The sequence below is a fragment of the Clostridium nigeriense genome, from assembly GCF_050585245.1.
In the GTDB taxonomy this organism is placed as follows: domain Bacteria; phylum Bacillota; class Clostridia; order Clostridiales; family Clostridiaceae; genus Clostridium; species Clostridium nigeriense_A.
Genome location: NZ_JBNOOF010000003.1, coordinates 258429 through 280119 on the forward strand (window position 1 = coordinate 258429; position 21691 = coordinate 280119).

The window sequence follows — 21691 nt, forward strand, 5'->3', positions numbered from 1 at the left end:
ATTACACAATGTGTTTATAAATTATACTTACACTTATGATGAAGCTATATTAAATATTATAAATTGATATAATTCAAAGTTATAAATGCGTAACCTATAGTTTATAAATTAATAACTTACAGAATTATATTAAAGTATTTATAAAGTAATAGGAAAGCTATTTATTGCACAGGTGGAAGACAGTTAAACTGATATAACTGAGAAATAAAAGATATAAGATTTTCTAAATCAATACATTAAAATAGTATTTATAGATTAATAGTACTTATAAAATATATGAATTAAAGTTGTTATAAAGACAAAAAAAGTAAACAAATCCCAAAAAAAAGAACATACGGATTTATTTTTTTAACAATAAATAAACACGCGTTTACGAAATGATTCATATTATATTATAAGCAGGTAATTTATAAGACATTTATTTTAAGGAGAGATGTTATGGAAAAAGTTAATTTAGGAATAGATATAGGAGGAACATTCATAAAGTATGCATTAATGGACAAACAATATAACATTAAAGATAAGTGGAAAATTGAAACTATTAAATGTGATACTGCAGCAGAATTTTATGATTACATATGTTCAAACATAAAACTAATTGATGAAATTGATGTAATCGGTATAAGTGCACCGGGGCTTATTGATGAAGATTCAAATGTTAAATCATATGCCGCTCCTAACGTGGCCATTATGTATGGTACAAATATAAACGATGAAATCAAGAAAAGAACACATAAAAAAGTGTCATCAATTAATGATGCAAAATCAGCAGGATTATGTGAATTTAAAATAGGAAATGCAAAAGGAAGCAAATCTTCAGCATTTTTAATTATAGGAACAGGAACTGGAGGATGCATATGTGATGAAAATGGAGTTGTATATGGAAAAGACGCATTTGCAGGAGAATTTCATAATATGCCTTTTGTAAACGATAAGATAGGTGGCCTTGATAAGATGGGCGATTATGCATCGATAACTGGGCTAATAAATATATATAACAGCAAAGTTGACATGGATGAGCAGGTTCAGTATGGATATGAAGTATGCAAGAAGTACTTAGATGGAAACAAAATAGCGGAATTATCAGTAGATGAATGGATAATAAACATAGTAGCTCAATTAATAGTAATTACAGTTTTCTATAATCCAGAAGTTATATGTATAGGTGGAGGAATATCAGAAGAAGACTGGTTTATCAAGAAAGTAAAGGAACAGTATAAGAAGACCTGCATTGCATATCTTGAAGCAGATTTTATTACTACTAAAATTGATAGATGCAAGTACAATAATGATGCCAACATATTGGGTGCAATTATAAATGCTTCTATAAAAAGATAGAGTGTTTTGTTTCAGGAAGAGATAGTTTAAAAATAAATTTATATATAGGTTAATACTAAATAATTAATTTACATTAATATAAAGGAGTGCATATAGTGATATACGAAAAGTTAGACAAATTCAAAGAGGATTTCTTATGGGGATCAGCATCAGCAGCGTATCAAGTTGAAGGTGCATGGGACAAAGATGGGAAGGGAGAAAGTATATGGGATGTATACACAAGAATACCTGGAACAACTTTTAAAAATACAAATGGTAATGTTGCAGTAGATCATTACAACAGATATAAAGAAGATGTAGCTTTAATGGCTGAAATGGGATTAAAAGCTTACAGGTTTTCAATTGCATGGACACGTATATATCCTAACGGAAGAGGAGAAATAAATGAAGAAGGCTTAAAGTTCTATGAAAATTTAATAGATGAACTTATAGCAAATGATATTAAACCAATAATTACATTATATCACTGGGATTTACCTCAACATCTTCAAGATTTATACGGTGGATGGGAATCAAGAGAAATAATTAATGATTTTAATGAATATTGTGTAACATTATTCAAGAGATTTGGAGATAAAGTTAAGCACTGGGTATCATTAAATGAACAAAATGTATTCTTAACATTAGGTTATTTAACAGCTATGCATCCGCCAGGCGTTAAAGATCAAAAGAGAATGCTTAATGCAAATCATATTGCAAACTTAGCTAATGCTACAGTAATTGAGTCATTCAAAACTTACGTACCAGATGGTATGATTGGGCCAAGTTTTGCATATGGACCTGTTTATCCATTCAGCTGCAATCCAGGAGATGTTTTATCAGCAGAAAATGCAGAGGATTTAAACTGCAACTGGTGGCTTGATGTTTACTGTAAAGGAAGATATCCAGCATTTGCATTTAAATATTATGAAAGACTTGGAGTAGCACCGACTATTGAAGAGGGTGATATTGAATTATTAGAAAGAGCAAAACCAGATTTTATAGGTATAAATTATTACCAAACAAGTACAGTTTCAATGAATCCGCTTGATGGAGTGGGAGCATCTGAAGGTATGAATAATACAGGTAAAAAGGGAACTACTAAAGAAAGTGGACTACCTGGAGTTTATAAAAACTCAAAGAATCCACATTTGGAAACAACAAACTGGGACTGGGCAATCGATCCTACAGGTTTAAGAATTGGATTAAGAAGATTAACAAGCAGATATAATCTTCCTATACTTATTACAGAAAACGGCCTTGGAGAATTCGATAAGCTTGAAGAAAATGATGTTGTAAACGATGATTACAGAATTAATTATCTAAGCTCACATGTTAAGGCTTGTAAAGAAGCAATAACAGATGGTGTTGATCTTTTAGGTTACTGCACTTGGTCATTTACAGATTTATTAAGCTGGTTAAATGGATATCAAAAACGTTACGGATTCGTATATGTGGATAGAGATGAAAATAATCAAAAGGATTTAAGAAGAATTAAAAAGAAAAGTTTCTATTGGTACAAGAATGTTATCAGTACTAATGGAGAAGAATTATAAATTTAGTTCATAATCAATTAATATAAATTACAAAAATTTAAGGAGTGATAAATCATGAAAAAAATATTATTAGTATGTTCAGCAGGAATGTCTACAAGTTTACTTGTAAATAAAATGAAAGAAGCAGCAAAGGCAAAAGGAATTGAAGTAGAAATAGATGCTCTTCCAGTAGCAGAATGCAGTACCGCTATTGATGGGGTAGACATAGTTCTTTTAGGACCTCAAGTACGTTTTCAAAAACCAACTGTTGAAAAACTTGTAGATGGCAGAATACCAGTAGAAGTAATGGACATGAGATTATATGGAACTATGAATGGAAAAGCAATTTTAGAAGATGCACTAAGCAAAATTAATTAAGAAATAGGGGGAAATACAATGAGATTTATGGAAAAATTTCAAGGAGCTATTGAAAAAATATTAGTACCTATAGCTTCAAAGTTAAATGCACAAAGACATGTGTGCGCAGTAAGAGATGCCTTTATATTATCATTCCCATTAACTATGGCAGGCTCTTTAATGGTATTACTTAATAGTGTTTTCTTATCAGCAGATGGATTTATGTTTAAATTATTACAGTTTGATAAAATATTTCCTAATATAGTCAAATTCCAGGCTGTATTTGCTCCAGTTGTTAAAGGTTCAGCCGATATTTTCTCAATACTAATAGTATTTTTAATAGCAAGAAACCTTGCAAAGTCACTTAAGGGTGATGATTTACTAACTGGATTAACAGCAATTTCTGTTTACTTTATAATTTATCCTGATTATTTTAATAATGAAGGCGTAAACTATATTACAACTAAATATACTGGAGCTCAAGGATTATTCGTAGCAATTTTAGTTGGTTTATTAGTTGGTGAATTAATGTCTAGATTATCAAATTCTGATAAATTAGAAATTAAAATGCCGGAACAAGTACCACCAGCAGTTGCAAGATCATTTAAAGTATTAATACCAATTATTATTACAACTATATTATTCTCAGTTATTAACTACTTTGTTAAGATGGTTGCACCAGGTGGATTACATGAATTAATATACAACATAATCCAAACTCCATTAACTAAAATGAGTCAAAGTATATTCTCAGTACTTATATTATCATTCTTATCTCAATCACTATGGGTTATGGGTATACATGGACCAAATACTATAGCAGCAATAAGAGATACTATGTTCTCAGAAGCAGCTAATGCAAACCTTTTGTATGTTGCTGATAAGGCTACTGCATGGGGAGCTCCTTATCCAATAACATATAGTGGATTAGCTAGTGCTTTCTCTGAATATGGAGGTTCAGGATGTACATTAGGTTTAATTATAGCTATGTTAATATTCTGTAAAACAAAGGAAACAAAGAGTATAGCTAAACTTTCTTTAGCACCAGGAATATTCAATATAAATGAAATGGTTATATTCGGGTTACCAATAGTTTTAAATCCAATTTATATAATTCCATTTATATTAACACCAATTGTAAATATAATGATTGGTTATACAGCAGTTATGGTTCTTAAAATTATGCCACCAGTAGTAATTGGTATTCCTTGGACAACCCCAGGACCATTAATGCCTTTCTTAGGAACAGGTGGAAATATCACAGCATTAATTGTAGGATTCATATGTCTTGCAGTGAGTGTATTAATATATGCACCTTTTGTAATAGCAGCAAATAAAGCAGAAATGGTTGAAGAAGAATCACAAAATGAAATAGTAAAATCAATCTAAAAATATAACTGCTGATGAAGTATGTTAAAGAATTATAGTACATCAAGATAATGAACTAAACAATCATAAAATTTAAGGATTTAGAATAGGAGATTTACAAATGGATGGAATTGAATTAATAGCTTTTGATATAATTAGTAATGTTGGAATGGCAAAATCATTAGCTATTGAAGCATTAAGAGATGTCAGAGAAGGAAAGTATGATGAAGCAGAAAAGAAGATGAATGAAGCATCTGAATATCTTCTAAAAGGACATCATGCACATACTTCATTGATACAAAAGGAAGCAGCTGGAGAAAAGGTTGAATTCTCATTAATAATAATGCATGCAGAAGATCAAATGATGGCAGCTGAGACAATTAAATCATTAATTGAAGAAATGATAGAAATGTTCAAACAGTTAAATGATAAATAAGTTAAAAAGCAAAAAGGATACTAAATAAGTATATTTATAAAAATACCTATATATTAAATTCAAAAAAGTATTTAGTATATAGGTGTTTCGTTATGTTGATAAATAATAAAATATTGAAAAGCCAAATCAAATAATATAGTATTATACTATAAATACGAGTTTATGAGTGAGAGGAGGATACGTTTTTATGAATAGCAGTGAAATTGCAAAACTTGCAGGAGTATCACGTAGTACTGTATCTAGAGTTATAAATAATTATTCAAATGTTCCAGAAGAAACAAGAGAAAAAGTCTTAAGGGTAATTAAAGAATATGATTATGTACCACATGCTTCAGCAAGAATGCTTGCTGGAAGTAAAAACAGGGTTATTGGTTTATTTATTATAGATTTGATACATAAAGAAGAGGGGCTTAAAAATAGAATTACAAAAAGTCCATATTATTTAGAATTTACTAGTTCAGTAATAGAAACCGCCAGTGAAATGGAATATACAGTTCTTGTTCATATAATACATACTGTTGAAGGTTACGAGAAAATTAAAGCGTGTTTTTATAACAAGACTATTTCTGGGGGGATTTTTATAGGACAGAATGATGATGATGAATCCATAAAAACAATAATTGACAGAGGGTATAAGGTTGTATTAGTTGATCAGTCAATTAAACCTGATGATGTTATATACAATAAGTGCATGATAGTAAATGCTGACAATTACAATGGTGCCTATAATGCTACAAAATATCTTATAGATATGAATCATACACAAATAGCACATATTACAGGAGGCACAGCTAAATTTTCATCAAACGACAGAATTAGAGGATATAAAAAAGCGTTAGAAGATTCGGGTATAAAAGTAGATAGAAATTTAATCATAAATAGTGAATTTATTGAAAATGCTGGATATGATGCTACTAAGAAATTATTCAGTAGAAACATTAAGTTTACGGCTATTTTCGCTAGTAATGATAAAATAGCATTTGGTGCAATCAAGGCTATAAAAGAAGAAGGGCTCAAAGTTCCAGAGGATATTTCTGTTATAGGATTTGATGATATTGAGTCATCAAAATATTTTAACCCGCCACTTACTTCAATAAAAATGGAGTTAGTACAAATGGCAGATATAGCAACAAAGTCGATTATTACATCTATAGAAAATGATATGAAATTTTCGGCTAATTATGTAATACCAGTCACTTTGGTGGAAAGAAAGAGCTGTGAAATTTTGAATAAGTAATTAAGGTAAATTCTTTTCTAAAAAATTCTAGAATTCAGCTCAGCTGAATTATTTCCTCTAATATAAATTTCTACTCTCAAATAAGCTTATATTATATGTACGGTAAGAGAAAATAAATAGCTATTGATAACAAAGTATAGCTATTTATTTTCTCAAAGTTACATTATCAATATAAGTGTAATTAAATCTTACTTATGAAGTCGGAGTCTATTGTAATAATGTAATTATATTGAGAATATTCTTTTCTAATTTTACTTTTAATTTCCTCAATTATTTCAGAAACTTTATTAGTTATTGAAAAACCAGCATATAATATTAAAAGAGCAATAACAATTCCCATATATCCATCTATAAGGAAGGTAGTAAATTTAGTTAATAAAAAAGATATTAAAATTATACTTGAAGTAAAAACAGCTCCTATGCATCAACAGTATTTAAAAATATCTTAGGACTTGTTTGTGATCCAGTTGCTGGATTAGTAGAAATACCTTAATATTAGTGCATTTTACATTATTCATTTTTAATATCAGAAATGTATTCTTGTCCATAATCATGCATTGTTTTTAATACAGGAATTATTTTGTTTCCTATTTCAGTTAGTCCGTATTCAACTTTAGGAGGAACTACTGGATAAACTTTTCTATAAATAAGATTATCTTCTTCTAAACTTCTTAGTTGATTTGTTAACATTTTTTGAGTAACATTTGGTAAATTTCTTTTAATATCACTAAATCTTAATGGTCCATTAACAAGATACCAAAGTATAAGAATCTTCCATTTACCAGAGAGTATTTTTTGAACCAAAACCATAGGGCAAACTTCGTGAGGGCTTGTATCATCATCTATATAGCAATCTTTATGTTCGATTATAAATTTTTCCATATATGATCTCCTTGTAAAATTTTTGAATAATAGTTGAGAAACAGTATCAATTTAGATACTATGTATAAAAAAAGTGTCTACTTGTAAATTGATAATATTTAAACTATCATTTATATTATATCAAAGAAGAGAGATATTACCAAAGGTAATTGAAAGTAGGAGGCAAAAATGAGTAAAGTATTATATATAAAAGCAAACATTAAACCAGAAGGTGAATCAAGAACATTTAAGGTGTCAGATAGTTTTATCGAAGAGTATAGAAGGTTAAATCCAGAAGATGAAATTATAACATTAGATTTATATAATGAAAAAATAGACTTTTTAAGACCAGCAGATTTAGGAGCAGTATTTGGACCTAAATCTGAAGAAAGCAAGAATCATCCAATTTTAAAATATGCTTATCAAATGGCAGAAGTAGACAAGGTTGTTATTGCAACTCCAATGTGGAATTTAGGAGCTCCTGCTATAGTTAAGGCTTATTTTGATTATGTAAGTGTAACAGGTATAACATTTAAATATACAGCAGAAGGTCCAGTTGGAATTTGTAAAGCAGATAAGGCTTTAATAGTTTCAGGAAGAGGCGGAGATTATTCAAGTGAAATAGGATCACAATTTGAAATGGGAGAAAGATACTTAAGAACTATACTTTCATTCTTTGGAATTAAGGATATAAAGAGTGTAGCTGCTGAAAATCTTGATGTAGTTGGAGTAGATATAGACAAGATACTTTCAGATACTATAGAAGAAGCTAAGAAAATTGCAAAAGAATTTTAATTTACTTTAAATTACCATTTTGAAAAATAAGCACCTTATGAATAGTATAAGTTTTAACGTAAATACTAAGTGTGTAAGGTGGTGATTTCGGTGGATAAGAATCCAAATATAAAGTGTACAGTTGAACAATGTAAGTACAATAATACACAAGAAAAGTATTGTACATTATCAGTAATTGAAGTTGGTACTCATGAACAAAATCCAACACAAGTACAATGTACAGATTGTAACTCTTTCGTATTAAAATAATAGCAATAGTTATGAAAAGAGAGGTAGAAATTTTTCTACCTCTCTTTTAGGTTATTTAAGGGATAAAATAAAATCAATAGGTAAAAATAATATTTATTAGTATAGGGTTATTATGGAGTAAATATGGAACAAGTAGAAGAAATTATTAAAGCATTATTAAAAGTAAGTATAAGCAAATATATATTGGCTCTAATAATTATAGCTTTTGCTCTTATTATAAATAAGTATGTAATAACTAGAATTTTCGATTATGCTATTAGATTAGTAAAGAAAACTAAAAATTATGCAGATGATAGCTTAGTTAGAGCTTTTGAAAAACCTATGAAATTATATATAACTTTTTATAGTATTTATATTTCGTTAAAATTTATAGATTTTGATGGGTTAAACATTAATACAGTCACAAGTGATAGATTTAAAAAAATATTTATAGTGATAGTTATATGTTATTTTTTTTATAATTTAACTTTAGAAAATTCTTTTATTTATAGGAAAATTAAAAAAAGAGATATTGTTTTTCCTTTTGTATCAATAATAATAAGATTAGTTATCGTTATTATAGGAGTAAGCTGTATTGCTAAAGAGTTTGGCTTTACTGGGTTTATAACAGGGCTTGGTATAAGTGGAATAGCCTTTGCTTTAATGGCTCAAGATGCTTTTTCGAACCTTTTTGGTGGAGTAATTATAGTATTGGATAGACCATTTGCAATAGGAGATTGGATACAGACTGCAGATATAGAAGGTATAGTGGAAGAAATAACTTTTAGAAGTACTAAAATAAAGACTTTTTCTATGGCTGTTGCAACAATTCCTAATTCGAAGCTAGCTAATGAGAATATTATTAATTGGAGCCAAAGAGGTTTAAGAAGAATACATTTTAAATTTACTATTAAGTTTAATATTCCAGTAGAAAATATTAAAAGTTCATTAGATAGAATTAGGGAGTTACTAAATAATCATGAAAAGATAGATAAAGAATTAATTATAGTTAGTTTTAATGAATTATCAACATATGGCTTTGGAGTTTTTGTATATTTTTATACTAATGAAATGAATTATATTAAATATGAGGCATTAAAAGAAGAAATCAATATAGAAATATTACGGATACTTAGAGAAGAAGAAGTTGAGTTAATGTTTTTAAATATAAACTTTGGAGTTTCTGATATACATAGGGGATATAATTGTGAAGGAAATTGTTCAGAGTTAGAATCAATTAGAAAAATAACTGAAGAAGAAAGAGGAAACAGATAAGTGCTGTCAAAAACAATAATCAATTTTTATTGTGAGACAGCACCTTACATTATACATTTCTAATAAAGATTTCTTATCTTTTCATTAAACTTTTCGTAAAGTTTAATCATATCTTCTTCAGTAGAGTATTTAGCAATTTCATCTATTGGAATCCATTTTACTCCACTATTTTCATCTTCTTTAATAGTAAGTTCATCATTTTCATCTGCTTCTAAAAGATAAGCTACAGATAAATGGAGATGTGAAGCTATATTTTTCCCTTTTTTAATATGAGCTGGGACAGGAAGTACATCTAAGGAAAAAATTTTTTCATCTAATGCCTTAATATGTTTAATACCTGTTTCTTCTTTTGCTTCTTTGATAGCTACATAAAGTAAGTCTTCATCTCCATCTGAATGTCCACCAGTCCATGACCAAGATTTATATATATTATGATAAATCATAAGAACTTTAGTCCTATCTTTATTTACTATATATCCTGAACTAGATACATGAGCTAATGGATTTTCTCTAGTAAGTAAGTTGTTAAAATTACTAATGGCATAAAGAATAGCTTCTTTATCAGAAGCTTCTTGTTCATTATATGGTTGATATTCTTTAATTTCTTCAATCCAATTCATAATATGCTCCTTAATCCTAAAATTATTTAATTCTTATTATATACTAACATTTATAAAAATACTATTAAGGGAAAATAAGTGCACATATAAAAATAATGTCGAATATTATAGTATAGATACTATTTGTATTGACATAAATATTTTTAGGATGTAAGAGAGGAAACTAAAAATGCAAATTGGTATAAGGGCATTAGACGATAGCTTAAGCTTGCAGAAAAATAAGCAACCTCTTATACACTGTATTTTCAATTCGATTTATGCAAAGGATTTAGAGAAAAGTATAATAAATTATAATGGAAATCCTATGTTTTCAAATTCTCTAGAGGAATACGCAGAAATTACTTCTAAAGCATACTCTTTATTAATAAGTCTTGATGATTTAAATAATACAAAAATTGATGAAATTGAAAAATCAATAAGGATTGCCAGGCGAAAGGGGATCCCTATAGTTCTAGATATATTAGGAGTAAATATTTCATTCTTAAGGAAGGAAATAGCTTTAAGATTTATAAATAGATACAATATAAATGTAGTAACAGGGAAACTTGAAGAATTTAAGGTTCTAGTATTAAAAAAAGATAAACTAGAAAAAGAAAAATCTTCTAATTATAAATTGAAAGAAGACACAGCACTTAGAGTTAGCTTAAGAAATTTTTCGAAAATATATAATACTATAGTAGTAGTAAAATGTAATAATTACTATTTAACAGATGGATTTAGTGAGTTTTATATAAATAGAGAGATAAATGAAGAAAATAAATTATTAGAAATTCAAGCTATACTAAGTGGATTAATTTCTGTTGGAGTTGCAGCTGCAAGCAATACTGAAGAAAGGTTTAAAGGCGTCTTAGTTGCTATTATGACTATGGCAGTAAGTGAAAAAATAACTGAACAAAAGAATTTAATTTATAGAGAAAATATAAAATTAAAAGAATACTTATTAGATGAAATTATAAATATAAATTCAGATAAATTAAATAAATTTTCAAAAGTTGATTATTTATTCCTGAGATAAACTATTGGAAACTAAAGAAAAAAGACACTTCGGTGTCTTTTTAATTTAGATATAGATTAAAGTATTAAATTGTAAAAAATGACAAAAGTAGTTTAATATGATAAAATACAAATTGTTATAAAAAATACTATTAATGTAATAAATGTATAAAATGGGGGTGGATTTATGTTTAAGTTTATATCAAATTATTTAAAAAAATTCAAATTTAAAATATTAGTATATCTGCTAATGGCTATTTTTCAATGGGGGAGTTTACTTTTAATACCGATTATTATTTCTGAATATATTGACAAAGTGTTTTACGATAAGATTAGTGATACTAGATTAATAGCTGCATTTATAGGAATAATATTAATTTGGGGAATATCAAGCTATTTAGTTACATTTTTATTGAATTTAATATGTAATTATTTAGCTCATGATATGCAAATTGATGCTTTCAAGCATATAAGAAAATCAAAATTGAAAGAAATAAATGTAGATAATCCAACAGTTATGACTTCTAAAATTAATAATGGAGCTTTTTTAATACCTGCATTTTTTCTGAATACAGGAGTACAGGTATTATTAAGCATTATAGGATTAGTTATTATATTATTTGTAATGGCATATATAAATAAGCTAGTTTTATTAGCAACATTAATTATATTAGGGTTAAATTTAATTGTAGTAAAGTTGTTTAAAAATAAGCTTAATAAAATAAATTATAAGTTGCAAGAAACCCAAAGTGTTTTCTTTGCATCATTGAATAACCAGATTACAAATATAAAACTTGTGAAGACAAATGTATGGTTTAATGAGGTTGAAGAAGAAATTGAAAATTCTTTTGATAATGTAAAAGTTGCTTTTATGAAAAAAACAAAAATTGATAATACATATAAAGTGTTAATAGAATCATTTAAATATATATCTATTTTATGTTTATTATTAATAGTTGCGGATGGAATGATAAAAGGTAATATTAGCGTAGGTAATTTTCAATTAATATACTCTTATTCAAGTATTGCATTAGGATATTTAGCTACAGCAATAGGAATTATACCAAGTTATCATGAGATAAAAGCATATTATTCTAGATTTAAAGAAGTTTTAGATATACCTAGAGAACACAATGGAAATAAGGTTATAGATGAAATTAATACTATATCGGTAAATAATTTAACATTTGGATATGATAATAAAAATGATATATTGAAAAACATAACTACCAATTTTGAAAAAGGCAAGCTTTATATTTTAAAAGGGCATAATGGAAGAGGAAAAAGTACTTTTTTAAATGTTGTTTTAGGTTTATATGAAGATTACGATGGAGAAGTATTATATAATAGTGAATCAATAAAAAATATTGATTTATATGATACTAGAAAAAGATTAATTTGCAAGGTTGAGCAGGAACCGAAACTAATAAATGCATCTGTTTTAGAAAATCTCATTTATGGCAATAAAAATTATGATTCTGAGTATTTAAGTTATTTAATAAATAAATTTAATATCCCAGCACTTGACACTATAATTGATAGCAAATCAGATAATATTTCTGGTGGTCAGAAGCAAAAAATATCAATAATTAGATCATTACTAAAGCTTCATAATATAAATAATAGTCTTTTGATATTAGATGAACCATCTTCTGCTTTAGATAAAAAAGGAGGAGAATTATTAGTAGAAGAGATATCTAAGATTAAAGAAGATAATATTATAATTGTTATTTCTCATGATGAATTATTTGAAGAGGTCTGTGATGAGGTAGTCTCATTATAGAGTGAGTTTACTAATATTAAATAGAATAATGATAAATTATATATGTATATTACTGAGGCCAAGTAAATGGAAGTTTACTTAATCTATATAAATATTTTAATAGAAATATTTATAAAAATTTAAAAGGGGTAATATCTAAATAAATAAAGCAGTATAAATATTTTTTAAGTAGAATATTTATACTGCCAAATTATTTAGAAAGAAGATATATTAAATTGAATTCATTTCTAGAGCAAATTTATTTATATTATCTTTTAATATATTGGACTTATCAGATGAGGTTTTTGAAATCATCTTAACAATCATTTTCTCAAAGAATTTCATTTTAGAGAAAGTAAATTCTCCTCCGAAATGTTCTTTTACAATTGAGATTTCAAGCAATTCTTTAGGAAAGTTTTCATTTATCTCTGTGTTTATGGATTGACCTTTTTGCATTCCGCAGATAAAAAGACCGATTTGTTTTCCTTTTAAGATTTCTAAATTATTATTGCAGAATTCTTTCACTTCTTTTTGAATCATTCCCATATAAATAGAGCCACCAATAATTACTTTGTCATACTTTGAAAGTTCAATATTCTTTGAAGTTTGTAAATTAATTATATCTACATTTCCATTAAGTTCTTTGTGTAGTAAATCTACACATTTTTTTGTACATCCGTATTTACTGGAATAAGCAATTAAAGCATTCATATAAACTCCTCCATTTTAATTATTTAGGGCATTTTCTATTGATTTTAAATATGCTTTTGAAGTAACAGTTGCCCCTGAGATAGTATCAACTGTTGCATTTTGAGATTTAATTACATCACTAAACAATTCATCACTTAGATTAGGCATAGGAAATTTCACATCATCTTTTAGAATGATTTCTGTGATTTTATGATCTTTCACTATAACATTAAGAGTATTAGACCATCTTCCTTCCTTAAATTCTCCTAAGTAAACTCCATCACTTAGATTAGATAAGTATATACTGTTAATAGTAATATTTTCACCTTCTTTAAGACCCCTAGTTAAATAAAATATTCCACTAACAAAAATAATTACTAAGATAAGCAGTAATGAGATTAGTATTTTAAAGATCTTTTTCAAATTATCATCCCCTAATTTTTAATTTGAATGGTAGTAGCTATTTTTAATACAATTTCTTTTGAATAGAAATCAATTAATTTTTCCTTTTGTTCTTCAGAGATAACTTCTTTTTCAACAATTAACTTTATAATAAGTCCAAGAGTAGAAACTGCTATAATTTGAGAAGTTAATTCAATTTTATCTTCACTTATTAATTTATCATTTTGCATATCTGTAAGACATTTATATAATGCAGATAGTGCAAGTTTATCTTTTGAAGCGCCTTTAAATAAATAAGATGTATGATTCAAAGCTTCCTTAGATGTATTTAACTGAGCTGCTAGAAATTCATCGGGCATTTTTAGCGCTGTATATATGTAGTTTTTAGTCATTTCAGTTAGTCTTTCTTCTATAGAAAGACTTTCAGTATTTACAGAAGATACTGCAGATATAATTTTTTTATATCCTCTTTGCATTAGAATATTAATAATTTCTTCTTTATCTTTAAAGTAGTGATAAATAATAGCAGGGGAGTATTCAATACTTTTTGCTATTTTTCTAATTGATAGTTTTTCAAATCCTTCTGATGTAACAATAGCACTTGCTGATGAAAGAATTAATTCTTTCATTTCTTCAATTTCACGTTCTCTTCTATTTTCTATAGCCATTGTAATTCTCCTAATATAATATTCCTCTTAGTTAAACGATGTTTATTTATTTAACAGTGTTTAATATAATGGTAGCAATGTAGGAATAAAATGTCAATACATTAATACTAATTGAAAAAAATATAAAACAATAAAAAAACAGTGTAGAACTAATTTAGTTTTACACTGTTTTTATTGGTTGCGGGAGCAGGACTTGAACCTACGACCTTCGGGTTATGAGCCCGACGAGCTACCAACTGCTCCATCCCGCGATATTATGTTGTGTTTTCTATATACTTATTATATATCTATTATATGAATAAGTAAAGCATTATTTAATATTTATTTAAATTTTCTAAATAATAAGAAAATACAATTCAAAAATTTTTAATTATATGATAAATTATAAGTATAGGAATAAAGTAGGGGGACACGGTGATGGATTCTATGATATACGGACTAGTTTTAGATTACTTAAATAATAAAGTAACAGGGGATCTTAAGGATGAGTTTATAAATGCATCAGTTCACTTTAATATAAATAATGATATTTATAAAAAATATTCATCTGTAGAAATTGAATATATGTTTAGTACTATAGCTGATAGTAATATTCTTGATTATGTTGAATTATGTTCTGTATGTGGATATATTTTATATAGATTAATAGAGCATAATGAGTTGAATAATGAAGATAGGATAGAAGCACTTCAAATAGTATTAGAAATAAGTAATGATATAAGCAACTATTTAAGAGGAGCACTTCAAGAAGAAGAATTATATGAAAAATTATTAAAAGTGACTAAAAAGGTAAACTTAACAAAAGATCAAAGTGAAAAATTAATTAGTATTTTAAAATAATAATTATGTAAAGGTTAACTGTGATGGATTTTAAAGAAAAAGGTGCTGCATCAGATTGATTTTATAAATCAATCTGATGCAGCACCTTTTTTATCTTCTTATAAGATATTGAATTCCAGAAATGATTCCATAAGTTAAAAATAAAAAAGAGATAGAGCGAAAAATAAACCCTATAGTTGTATCTACATTGATTACAAAAATATTAATACCTATACTAATTAATATGGTAAAAATAGAAATAAAAATTAACTTGATATTTTCCATATCATGTTGAAGAACTACACAAACAAACCAGACAAATAAAATTGCAAAGAATATTAAAGCGATAAGCATAACACAACCTCCATATAATAAAAATTTTTATCATAATTATATCATTAGTAGTTTAATATGTAAAAAATATGGTAAAATCTTAAGAAGAAAGGAGTGATTAGCATTTTAAATAAAGCAATAGAAATTTTACAAAAATATTATGGATATAACTCCTTTAAGGAAGGGCAAAGTGAGATTATAAGTAATATTTTAGGAGGTTCAGATACCCTTTGTATTATGCCAACAGGAGGGGGAAAATCTGTCTGCTACCAAATTCCTGCTTTGATTTTTAATGGAATAACCTTAGTAGTATCTCCTTTAATATCTTTAATGAAGGATCAGGTAGATTCAATAAATGATGTTGGAATTAGTGCAGCTTATATAAATAGTACTCAAAGCTTAGAAGAGATAAAGGGAATATTAAATCTTTGCTATGAGGGTAAAATAAAACTTTTATATATAGCTCCTGAACGGTTAGAAAGTGAATACTTTAATAAGATGTTAAGAAAGCTTTGGATAAGTCAAGTTGCAGTAGATGAAGCACATTGTGTTTCTATGTGGGGACATGATTTTAGAAAAAGCTATAGATATATATTACCTTTTATTAATAGCTTAAAGGTTAGGCCTGTTGTTACAGCTTTTACAGCAACAGCAACTAAAGAAGTTAGAAAAGATATTTTAAATTTATTAGGATTAATTAATCCCTATACATATCTAGGTAGTTTTGACAGGGAAAATTTAGCTATATCTATTCATAAGGAAGAAGATAAGGCAGAGTTTGTTAAAGATTATATAAAAGAACATGAAGAAGAAAGTGGAATTGTTTATTGTGCCACAAGAAAAGAAGTAGATGCTTTATATTATTACTTAAAAGAAAGAGGATTATCTATAGCAAAATATCATGGTGGTCTTAAGGATGAAGAAAAAAACTACTATCAAGATGAATTTTTAAAAGATAATTATAATGTAATGATAGCAACTAATGCCTTTGGAATGGGAATAGATAAATCAAATGTAAGATATATAATACATTTTAGTCTTTGCAAAAATATTGAAAGCTATTACCAAGAAATAGGTAGAGGCGGAAGAGACGGAGAAAGAACAGAATGTCATCTTTTATTTAACAGAGATGATATAAGAACTTTAGAATATTTGCTATATACAACAGCTGGTAGCACAAGAAAAGAAATTGAAATAAAAAAGCTTCAAAGTATGATTGATTTTTGTGAGTATGATAAATGCTATAGAAGTTTTATATTAGAATACTTTGAAGATAATAATGTAAAACCATATTGTAATAATTGTAGTAATTGTTTAAATAATGAGGAGCTTAGAGATTATACTACAGAGGCTCAAATGATTTTATCATGTGTTTATAGAAGCAGAGAAAAATTTGGGATTTCAGTTTTAGTAGATGTGTTAAGAGGTTTTACTGGACCAAAAATAATTCAAAATAAATTAAATGAGCTAACTACATTTGGAATAATGAAAGAATATAGTAGTAAATTTATAAGAGATTTAATTAAAACATTGATAGATTTAGGGTATGTAAACTTAAAAGAGGGGACATATTCAATGTTAAAGTTAAATCCTAGATCAATTAAGGTATTAAAATCACAAGAAAAAGTCATTTGTAAGCTTAGTGAAGATATGGAAGAAAAAATAATCAATAAAGATTTATTTAATAAACTAAGGTTATGGAGAAAAGATAAAGCAAATTCTCAAGGAATTAAGCCATATATTATATTTTCAGATTCAACCCTTATGGAGCTTGCAAATAAAGTTCCACAAACTAAAGAAGAACTTCTAAGTATAAGAGGAATGGGAGAAAAGAAATACGAAAAGTATGGAGAAGATATACTTAAGATAATGAATAATTAAGTAAGTATTGTAGGAGTGACAATTATGGGAGAGTTATCAAGGTGCCTTAACATAGGAGAAGTTGTTGAAAAGCAATTAAATGAGGTTGGAATATCAACTTATGAAGAATTAAAAAAAGTTGGAAGCAAGGATGCATGGTTAAGAATACAAGAAATAGATAATTCAGCTTGTATCCATAGGTTATATGCCTTTGAAGGAGCTATTAGAGGAATTAAGAAGAATTTTATTCCAGATGATGTAAAAGCAGATCTAAAAGAATTTTATAATAGTCATAAGTAGAATATGATTTAATAATTAGGTATTGGAGAATATTGCTGCATGTGTTATTTAAGAAAAACTAATAAATATGGTAAGGAGGTTTAGATAGAATGTTAACTAAGTTGAAATTAACTGAAGGTGATGCAATAGGTATCTTTTCCCCATCGACACCTATAACTAGTAATTGTCCAAATAGGAGTAAGAGAGCTATTGATTATATTGAAAGTAAAGGCTTTAAGATAATTAAAGGCTCTTTAACAGGAAAAAGCGATTTTTATAGATCGGGTAGTATAAAAGAAAGAGCTGAGGAATTAAATATTCTTATAAGAGATCCTAATGTTAAATGTATTATGTCAACTATTGGAGGCATGAATTCTAATTCACTACTTCCATATATAGATTATGAATTCTTTAAAAAGAATCCTAAACCAATAATAGGATATTCTGATGTTACAGCTATATTACTTGGTATTTATGCTAAAACGGGTATTTCTACTTATTATGGACCAGCATTAGTAGCTTCTTTCGGAGAGCTAGAACCATTTGTCAGTGAAACTTATAATTATTTTAAGAATATATTAATTGATAAACTAGATTATCCACATGAATTAGAAAAGCCAAAGTTTTGGACAGAGGAATATATTAATTGGGAAAAACAAGATAGGTCTAAAATTATATTAGAAAATAGTTGGATCACAGTTAATAACGGAATTTGTGAAGGAAGATTAATTGGAGGAAATTTAAATACTATGATGGGAATTTGGGGGACTGAGTATATGCCAGAAATAAAAAATGGAGATATCCTCTTTATAGAAGATTCTTTAAAAGATTATGCAACTATTGAAAGAAGTTTTTCATTACTAAAATTAAGTGGAGTATTTGATAAAGTTTCTGGAATTATATTAGGAAAACATGAACTATTTAATGATAATAATACGGGTAGAAAACCTTATGAGATATTATTAGAAGTTATAGGAGAAAACACGATTCCATTTTTAGCAGACTTTGATTGTTGCCATACACATCCAATGTTAACATTACCTATTGGGTGCAAGATCAAACTAGATGCAACTAATAAAAGAATATTTATATTAGAAGAGTGAATTAAAAGTATACAAAAATATTACATTATAAAGTAAAAGAATTTAAAGAGGAAAATAAGTAGGTAGAGAATTACTATGAGCAATATTTGGAAAGATATAAGAGAGAATAATGATATTAAAGATATTTTAGATAAGTATTCCTATTTTCATGATTCTTGTATTGGACATATAGAATATGTTAGTGGAGCAAAAGTAGATAAGGAAGATAATATGGGATGTGAAGATTCAGAAAGCTTTAAACTTAATATTACTTTTCAAAGTCAAATTATAAAAAAATCTTTAGAGATGCAATTTAGTGGATTGAGAAGAATTAATTTAATTGGATATAGAGAAAATTACTTTTGTGATATTTTTTCATGTTACTTAGCTTTATATAAGGGATATATAATTTGGGCAGACAATGATTGTTTTAATCCTGATAGTCCATGTGAAAATGTACTTTTAGATGAGGATATGGCTTCTTTTATTGTAGCAGATAGTCTTAGATGGAGGTTTATAGATGGTTAGGGACTAAAATTTAAATTTATTATATTTATAGGGGAAGATAATTATGGAAATTGAGTATAAGAATAGTATTGGGGATATAGAATTTTTAATTAAATATTGGAATTTAAAATTAGGATTTACTAAATATAAGTATGTAATCAGCTCCATTGGTATTATTAGTGGTATATATTATTCAATAACTTTAAAAACTCCACTATACATTTTTACAAATACAATAATAATGACTGGTATAGTATTTTTCTTTTTAAAGAAGAGAGAAATTTATTATTTAAATAGAATTTCTAAAAGAGATGCTAGAAAGTATTGTAGAAAAGATGAATATTTTACTGCTGAAAAGACTTTAACTTTAGATAAAGATTCACTTATTATAAATTGTATTAATGATAGAATAGAAATAAATTTGAACAATCCTTTTATTGGAGTATATGTAGTAGATAACTATGTAATAATAGTACCTAAGAGTTTATATAGTTATAAAAGTAAAATTATAATTCCAAATAATGCTTTTAAAAGCGAAGATGAAAAAAATAATTTCATTAATTATATTAAAAATAAAATATTAAATAGTAAAATAAAAAATATAATTTTAAAAAGAAAAGAGCTTAAAAATTAATAGCTTTAAGATGAGAAATTTTTTTGAAAAGATATATGATTCAAAAGTAGGATTAATACCTCTATCATCAATAGGGTTAATTATAAATTTTTTAATTTAGATAATAGTTTTTATGTTAATTATATACCTTTAGTAAAAACTATAAGTATGTTTAATGATAATTTTATGGAAATAGGGAATGCATTATATAATGTTATAGGAAATATAATATTATTTATTCCATTACTTTTTATAAAAAGAATAAGCTTTGTTTAATAGCATTATATGTTTTTTTAGCATCTCTTATAATAGAGATAATTCAGCTAGTTACATCATTTAATACTACAGATATAGATGACATAATATTTAATACTTTAGGCGCAATTATAAGGTATATTATATTTAATATTTTTTATTATCTAATCAAGAAAACTAAGCTAGGAAATTTAGTTAGAGTTATTACAAGTTCATTTGAGATATATAATATTTATAATGGGGAAGAAAGTAAAGATTTAAAGATATATTTTCACGATGCTAGTGATAATGAATATAAAGATATGAAACTTGCGACGGAGTAGCTAATATAACATATTTACTTCTTTTTTTAATAGGTATAGTATATAATTATATTATTTAAAATGTTATTAAGGGAATTGGGAAACATGAATATAGAGAAATTAATTAATGAACTAGCAAGGAATTTTGGAAAAGCTTTAGTTAAGAAAGAGGATGATAATATGCAAGTAATGAATTTAGAAGATACAGGTTCATCTGAGATTCTTCGTATTATTTTAAAAAGCCTAATAGTTAAGAAGGAATATAATAAGGCAGAGAATTTTCTTTTTGAGGAAATAGAAAAAGATAAGTCCGAAGCAAATTATAAGGTTGCAGTTGATTTTTATGAAGAATTATTAACAAAAAGTGATGAAGATTTAATAGAAAATAATTTTTCAAGAGAAGAAGTATTACAAGGATTAAGAGATTTAGAGTTAATATTTAAGAGAATTTAATTAAATAATGAACAATAGAAATGTTATTTTAAAATTTAATATAAATTAATTATAATACCGTAGTATTCGCAATGATATTCTTCCTTTAAGGTAGACAGATTTAAAATAAAAATCTGTTAATTGAAAGGGAGCATGTAACAAGCAAATATACGGTATTTTTTACTCTTGAGAAAATTATTAAAATGTTAATATATCAATAACGTCTTATAATTTCATTCCTTTAGTTCTGAAGTGCACTTATTAATTTTTCCATGACTTGGAGTATATGCGACGGAATAAGCAAATTATATAGAAGCACCTTTTTACTTTAAAATTCAAAAATAAAATTCAATTATGAAATTGTTGGGGATTAAATGATCTTTGAAAAGTGAATAGTCTTATATTGGTTAAATATGATATAATTAACTTATATTGTATATGGTTGTGCTTAAAAAATAGGAAGTTGAAAGGGACATGTAAAATGGGGATAGAATTTTTTATTATGGCATTAATTTTATTAATTATATTTAATGTTGTTTATTATATACCTAATAAGTTAAAGGAACAAGAAGAGAAACAATCATTGTACTTAAAAGAATTGTATATCAGACTAAGTAGACTTGAGAGTAAAATAGATGAAATAATAGATTATAATGATAAATAGT

The 21691-nt window shown here is 26.6% G+C and carries 27 protein-coding genes, 1 tRNA gene and 1 pseudogene; 21 read left to right on the plus strand and 8 right to left on the minus strand.

What is annotated here, in order from left to right; all coding sequences use genetic code 11:
- The first annotated feature begins 438 nt into the window (after positions 1–438).
- The 6 genes from ACQPUY_RS07185 (at position 439) to ACQPUY_RS07210 (ending at position 6250) form a co-directional block, all read left to right on the plus strand.
- Entirely contained in the window at positions 439–1338 is a 900-nt protein-coding gene (locus ACQPUY_RS07185) for an ROK family protein (protein ID WP_430840466.1), read from the plus strand.
- Positions 1339–1433: 95 nt separating this feature from the next.
- Complete coding sequence (locus ACQPUY_RS07190; protein ID WP_430840467.1) at positions 1434–2873, plus strand: glycoside hydrolase family 1 protein; 1440 nt, start codon at positions 1434–1436, stop codon at positions 2871–2873.
- Positions 2874–2927: 54 nt separating this feature from the next.
- Positions 2928–3230 carry a PTS sugar transporter subunit IIB gene (locus tag ACQPUY_RS07195; RefSeq protein ID WP_430840468.1) on the plus strand — a complete coding sequence of 101 codons (303 nt, stop codon included), beginning with the start codon at positions 2928–2930 and terminating at the stop codon, positions 3228–3230.
- Positions 3231–3248: 18 nt separating this feature from the next.
- On the plus strand, positions 3249–4598 hold the full coding sequence (locus ACQPUY_RS07200; protein ID WP_430840469.1) for a PTS sugar transporter subunit IIC: 1350 nt from the start codon (positions 3249–3251) through the stop codon (positions 4596–4598).
- Between the two features lie 100 nt (positions 4599–4698).
- The gene (locus ACQPUY_RS07205) at positions 4699–5013 is read left to right on the plus strand and encodes a PTS lactose/cellobiose transporter subunit IIA (RefSeq protein ID WP_430840470.1); all 315 of its coding nucleotides are present in this window, start codon (positions 4699–4701) and stop codon (positions 5011–5013) included.
- A 187-nt stretch (positions 5014–5200) separates the two neighbouring features.
- Positions 5201–6250 (plus strand): LacI family DNA-binding transcriptional regulator, encoded by a 1050-nt coding sequence (locus ACQPUY_RS07210; RefSeq protein WP_430840471.1) that lies wholly within the window; start codon positions 5201–5203, stop codon positions 6248–6250.
- A 181-nt stretch (positions 6251–6431) separates the two neighbouring features.
- Here ACQPUY_RS07210 and ACQPUY_RS07215 read toward each other — a convergent pair whose 3' ends face one another.
- Positions 6432–6590 (minus strand): hypothetical protein, encoded by a 159-nt coding sequence (locus ACQPUY_RS07215; RefSeq protein ID WP_430840472.1) that lies wholly within the window; start codon positions 6588–6590, stop codon positions 6432–6434.
- 81 nt (positions 6591–6671) lie between these two features.
- Between ACQPUY_RS07215 and ACQPUY_RS07220 the strand changes: the two are divergent.
- Positions 6672–6740: pseudogene (locus ACQPUY_RS07220) on the plus strand (L-serine ammonia-lyase, iron-sulfur-dependent, subunit alpha); the annotation flags it as partial.
- A 20-nt stretch (positions 6741–6760) separates the two neighbouring features.
- Here ACQPUY_RS07220 and ACQPUY_RS07225 read toward each other — a convergent pair.
- Positions 6761–7132, minus strand: a complete 372-nt coding sequence (locus ACQPUY_RS07225) for a winged helix-turn-helix transcriptional regulator (protein WP_430840473.1) — start codon at positions 7130–7132, stop codon at positions 6761–6763.
- 168 nt (positions 7133–7300) lie between these two features.
- Between ACQPUY_RS07225 and ACQPUY_RS07230 the strand changes: the two genes are divergently transcribed.
- The 3 genes from ACQPUY_RS07230 to ACQPUY_RS07240 all read left to right on the plus strand — a co-directional run bounded on the left by ACQPUY_RS07230 (position 7301) and on the right by ACQPUY_RS07240 (position 9409).
- Entirely contained in the window at positions 7301–7906 is a 606-nt protein-coding gene (locus ACQPUY_RS07230) for an FMN-dependent NADH-azoreductase (RefSeq protein WP_430840474.1), read from the plus strand.
- A gap of 90 nt (positions 7907–7996) precedes the next feature.
- Positions 7997–8155 (plus strand): DUF1540 domain-containing protein, encoded by a 159-nt coding sequence (locus ACQPUY_RS07235; protein ID WP_430840475.1) that lies wholly within the window; start codon positions 7997–7999, stop codon positions 8153–8155.
- Positions 8156–8278: 123 nt separating this feature from the next.
- Positions 8279–9409, plus strand: coding sequence for a mechanosensitive ion channel family protein (locus tag ACQPUY_RS07240; protein WP_430840476.1), 1131 nt, complete (start codon positions 8279–8281; stop codon positions 9407–9409).
- A gap of 59 nt (positions 9410–9468) precedes the next feature.
- Here the strand turns inward: ACQPUY_RS07240 and ACQPUY_RS07245 are convergent, their stop codons facing one another.
- Positions 9469–10029 carry an NUDIX hydrolase gene (locus tag ACQPUY_RS07245; RefSeq protein ID WP_430840477.1) on the minus strand — a complete coding sequence of 187 codons (561 nt, stop codon included), beginning with the start codon at positions 10027–10029 and terminating at the stop codon, positions 9469–9471.
- A gap of 169 nt (positions 10030–10198) precedes the next feature.
- Between ACQPUY_RS07245 and ACQPUY_RS07250 the strand changes: the two genes are divergently transcribed.
- Positions 10199–11044 carry a hydroxyethylthiazole kinase gene (locus tag ACQPUY_RS07250; RefSeq protein WP_430840478.1) on the plus strand — a complete coding sequence of 282 codons (846 nt, stop codon included), beginning with the start codon at positions 10199–10201 and terminating at the stop codon, positions 11042–11044.
- A 165-nt stretch (positions 11045–11209) separates the two neighbouring features.
- Entirely contained in the window at positions 11210–12805 is a 1596-nt protein-coding gene (locus ACQPUY_RS07255; protein ID WP_430840479.1) for an ATP-binding cassette domain-containing protein, read from the plus strand.
- A 210-nt stretch (positions 12806–13015) separates the two neighbouring features.
- Here the strand turns inward: ACQPUY_RS07255 and ACQPUY_RS07260 are convergent, their stop codons facing one another.
- The 4 genes from ACQPUY_RS07260 to ACQPUY_RS07275 form a co-directional block, all read right to left on the minus strand.
- On the minus strand, positions 13016–13495 hold the full coding sequence (locus ACQPUY_RS07260; protein ID WP_430840480.1) for a flavodoxin domain-containing protein: 480 nt from the start codon (positions 13493–13495) through the stop codon (positions 13016–13018).
- A 15-nt stretch (positions 13496–13510) separates the two neighbouring features.
- Positions 13511–13897 carry an FMN-binding protein gene (locus tag ACQPUY_RS07265; protein ID WP_430840481.1) on the minus strand — a complete coding sequence of 129 codons (387 nt, stop codon included), beginning with the start codon at positions 13895–13897 and terminating at the stop codon, positions 13511–13513.
- 11 nt (positions 13898–13908) lie between these two features.
- Positions 13909–14544: a TetR/AcrR family transcriptional regulator gene (locus ACQPUY_RS07270; protein WP_430840482.1), complete on the minus strand. Its 636-nt coding sequence runs from the start codon at positions 14542–14544 to the stop codon at positions 13909–13911.
- Positions 14545–14719: 175 nt separating this feature from the next.
- Positions 14720–14795: transfer RNA gene (locus ACQPUY_RS07275), tRNA-Met, on the minus strand.
- 166 nt (positions 14796–14961) lie between these two features.
- Between ACQPUY_RS07275 and ACQPUY_RS07280 the strand changes: the two genes are divergently transcribed.
- Positions 14962–15384, plus strand: a complete 423-nt coding sequence (locus tag ACQPUY_RS07280; protein WP_430840483.1) for a hypothetical protein — start codon at positions 14962–14964, stop codon at positions 15382–15384.
- Between the two features lie 90 nt (positions 15385–15474).
- Here the strand turns inward: ACQPUY_RS07280 and ACQPUY_RS07285 are convergent, their stop codons facing one another.
- Entirely contained in the window at positions 15475–15717 is a 243-nt protein-coding gene (locus ACQPUY_RS07285; protein ID WP_430840484.1) for a hypothetical protein, read from the minus strand.
- 96 nt (positions 15718–15813) lie between these two features.
- On the opposite strand from ACQPUY_RS07285, the gene recQ reads away from it, so the two are divergent.
- The 8 genes from recQ to ACQPUY_RS07325 all read left to right on the plus strand — a co-directional run bounded on the left by recQ (position 15814) and on the right by ACQPUY_RS07325 (position 21690).
- A complete protein-coding gene (recQ, locus tag ACQPUY_RS07290) occupies positions 15814–17577 on the plus strand; it encodes a DNA helicase RecQ (protein ID WP_430840573.1) in 1764 nt (587 codons plus the stop codon).
- Positions 17578–17601: 24 nt separating this feature from the next.
- On the plus strand, positions 17602–17856 hold the full coding sequence (locus ACQPUY_RS07295) for a TfoX/Sxy family protein (protein WP_430840485.1): 255 nt from the start codon (positions 17602–17604) through the stop codon (positions 17854–17856).
- A gap of 89 nt (positions 17857–17945) precedes the next feature.
- Entirely contained in the window at positions 17946–18938 is a 993-nt protein-coding gene (locus ACQPUY_RS07300; protein WP_430840486.1) for a S66 family peptidase, read from the plus strand.
- 75 nt (positions 18939–19013) lie between these two features.
- Complete coding sequence (locus ACQPUY_RS07305) at positions 19014–19445, plus strand: hypothetical protein (protein ID WP_430840487.1); 432 nt, start codon at positions 19014–19016, stop codon at positions 19443–19445.
- Positions 19446–19488: 43 nt separating this feature from the next.
- A complete protein-coding gene (locus ACQPUY_RS07310) occupies positions 19489–20058 on the plus strand; it encodes a hypothetical protein (protein WP_430840488.1) in 570 nt (189 codons plus the stop codon).
- A gap of 221 nt (positions 20059–20279) precedes the next feature.
- Positions 20280–20615 carry a VanZ family protein gene (locus ACQPUY_RS07315; protein WP_430840574.1) on the plus strand — a complete coding sequence of 112 codons (336 nt, stop codon included), beginning with the start codon at positions 20280–20282 and terminating at the stop codon, positions 20613–20615.
- Positions 20616–20699: 84 nt separating this feature from the next.
- On the plus strand, positions 20700–21047 hold the full coding sequence (locus ACQPUY_RS07320; RefSeq protein WP_430840489.1) for a DUF6483 family protein: 348 nt from the start codon (positions 20700–20702) through the stop codon (positions 21045–21047).
- 460 nt (positions 21048–21507) lie between these two features.
- Positions 21508–21690 carry a hypothetical protein gene (locus tag ACQPUY_RS07325; RefSeq protein ID WP_430840490.1) on the plus strand — a complete coding sequence of 61 codons (183 nt, stop codon included), beginning with the start codon at positions 21508–21510 and terminating at the stop codon, positions 21688–21690.
- Position 21691 lies beyond the last annotated feature (1 nt).